Raw genomic sequence first — 2,736 nt, 5'->3', positions numbered from 1 at the left:
GCCAGCGACCGTTGAGGTCGACGGCCGCGACGACCCCCGCGCCCGCGGCCGTCGACCTCAACGGTCGCTGGCGTGGCGCCTACACCTGTTCCCAGGGCGTGACCGGCGTCCTGCTGAGCATCATCACCACGCCGTCACGGGATCTTTGGGCGAGGTTCGACTTCTACGCGGTCGCGACCAATCCCGGCGTTCCCTCCGGCTCATACCTGATGCGGGTCACCTACACCGACGGGGTCGCGAACTTCACCGCCGAGCGGTGGATCGACCAGCCCGCGGGATATGGGATGGCCAACCTCACCACGCGGCCCCGCGCCGATCAGCCCAACGAACTCAGCGGCCGGGTCCGGCTGAAGGGATGCACCACCTTCACGGTGCGCCGACAGATTCCGTGACCGTCGGATCGACGCGAAGCAGATCACGCGGACAAAGCCGGGCAGGTGATCGATACCGGGCATAGGGTCGCCGGTAAGCGCGGGATCGACGAGGGGAACCCACCGGGCGCGCAGGCGTTGCGGCCGCGGCGCCAGGCGTCTCCTCGGCGTTACCCGGGTGATGTGGTCGACGGGCAGGATCGGACAGGTGCGCACACGGCGGGCGTCCGCGGAGGACTGGGACGCGATCTGGCCTGTCTGGCGCGCCGTCGTCGCCGAGGGCGAGACGTGCCCCTGGACGCCGGACACCGATGAGGACACCGCACGCGACGCCTGGATGCTGCCGTCGCCCGCCGAGGTACTGATCATGGAGGAGAGCGGCGGCCCGGACGGGACGACGGTCGTCGCCACCGCGCTGCTCGTTCCCAGCCTGCCCGGCCTCGGCGACCACGTCGTGCAGGCCACGCTGCTGGTCGATCCGAAGTGGGTCGACCACGGCGGGCCGCCGCACCGCCCGCGGCTGCGCGGCGGCGGGCACTGGGAGAGCGCCAGCCGGCTCGCCGCCGAGCAGATGATCGAGTACGCGGCCGACCGCGGCTATCGGGCGATGCAGCTCAACGCGGTGATCTCCGCCAACCCCCGGCTGGTCTCGCTGTGGCGCTCCCTGGCCTTCCGCCTGGTCGGGACGCTGCCCGCCGCCTTTCGCCACCCCTGGCTCGGCGACGTCGACCTCTACGTGATGTATCGCTTCCTCCCCACCCACGACCGCTGACCCACACCCCCGGGGGGCTATGACGCGTATCACTTCGTCGTGGCGCCCGCGCATGGGCAGGGGACTTGGGAAACGAATCCCGACGGACGAGGAGCCCGCCTGTGCGTGCAAGCGCCGCGCCCGACCTTTCGTTCTCCGACATGCGATCGACGATCGCCGTGCTGACCGTGCTCGCCGGCGCGGTCCTGCTCGCCCTGGCCACGTCGTTGGTGGTGCACCGCGTCGCACTGCGAATCGGCCGGCACTCGGGCATCGTCGCCGACCTGGCCCGACGCGCCGCGCGGCCGCTGCGGCTGACGCTGGTCCTCATCGCGCTGCAGATCGCGCTGGGCGCGACCCCCGAGCAGGACTGGACCGCGTCCGCGGCGCGGGTCTGCGGCATCCTGCTCATCGCCGGGCTCGCCTGGTGCGTGACGGTGCTCGCGTTCGTCTTCGAGGAGGTGGCACTGGCCCACTACCGGGTCGACGTCGCCGACAACCGGCACGCCCGCCGGGTGCGCACCCAGGTCGGCCTGCTGCGTCGGATCACCGTCGTGGTGATCGCGGTGATCGCCGCCGCCTCCATGCTCATGACGATCCCGAGCGTGCGGGTCGCGGGGGCGAGCATCTTCGCGAGCGCCGGCGTCGTCGGTATCGTCGCGGGCCTCGCCGCGCAGACGTCGCTGGCCAACGTCTTCTCCGGGCTGCAGATCGCCTTCACCGACGCGCTGCGCGTCGACGACGTGGTGGTCGTCGAGGAGGAGTGGGGCCGCATCGAGGAGATCACCCTGACGTACGTGGTCGTGCACATCTGGGACGACCGGCGGCTGATCCTGCCGTCGAAGTACTTCACCACCGAGCCGTTCCAGAACTGGACCCGCCGCGAGTCCGCCGTGCTCGGCGCGGTGGAGCTCGACCTGGACTGGGAGATTCCGCTCGAGCGGATGCGCGCCGAGCTGCACCGCGTCGTCGAGTCCACCGACCTGTGGGACGGGCGGACCTGCGTGCTGCAGGTGACCGACGCGGTCGGCGACCACATCCGGATCCGGGTCCTGGTCAGCGGCAAGGACGGGCCGACCACCTTCGACCTGCGCTGCCACGTCCGGGAGGCGCTCGTCGTCTGGGTCCAGCGCCATCACCCCGCGGCCCTGCCCCGCACCCGGATCGAGTTCGACGCCGCCGCCCACCTGTTCGCCCCCGCTCAGCAGGCTCGCCCGAACGGCAACGGCGCCGACGACCATCCGCTGCGCAAGCGCGAGGACGGGCGGCAGAGCTGGGTGCCGGTCTCCTCCGTGGCCCTGTCCGACCGGACCGGTCAGCATGGCCGCACCGCCGCCCCGCCCGCGCCGGCGCAGCGGGCCGCCGAGGACACCGCCCACACCGCCGACGCCACCGAGGACGCTCGGCTGTTCTCGGGTGCGAGCCCGGACGCGGCGCAGCGCGCCCGCGCCTTCAGCGAATCCGTCGGCGATCCGGATCCTGATCCGGATCAGGAGGAATCCAGCGCCGAGGACCAGAACGGTCCGCGTCAGTCCTGAACCACGACGCGGTCCCAGAAACCGTTGCGGATCGATGAGCGATAGCGCTCGCCGTTCACGCCGCCGGCACTTGCGC

The 2,736-nt window shown here is 71.8% G+C and carries 3 protein-coding genes; all 3 read left to right on the top strand.

What is annotated here, in order from left to right:
* On the top strand, positions 1-392 hold a 392-nt coding region (locus C1A33_RS35200; protein WP_165818555.1), incomplete at its 5' end, for a hypothetical protein.
* A gap of 187 nt (positions 393-579) precedes the next feature.
* Complete coding sequence (locus tag C1A33_RS23430) at positions 580-1,143, top strand: GNAT family N-acetyltransferase (RefSeq protein ID WP_101833514.1); 564 nt, start codon at positions 580-582, stop codon at positions 1,141-1,143.
* Between the two features lie 101 nt (positions 1,144-1,244).
* Positions 1,245-2,660, top strand: coding sequence for a mechanosensitive ion channel family protein (locus C1A33_RS23425; RefSeq protein WP_101833513.1), 1,416 nt, complete (start codon positions 1,245-1,247; stop codon positions 2,658-2,660).
* Positions 2,661-2,736: the final 76 nt, after the last annotated feature.

It is taken from the genome of Frankia canadensis (assembly GCF_900197875.1).
GTDB lineage: Bacteria > Actinomycetota > Actinomycetes > Frankiales > Frankiaceae > Frankia > Frankia canadensis.
This window is presented reverse-complemented; position numbering and strand designations above follow the sequence as displayed.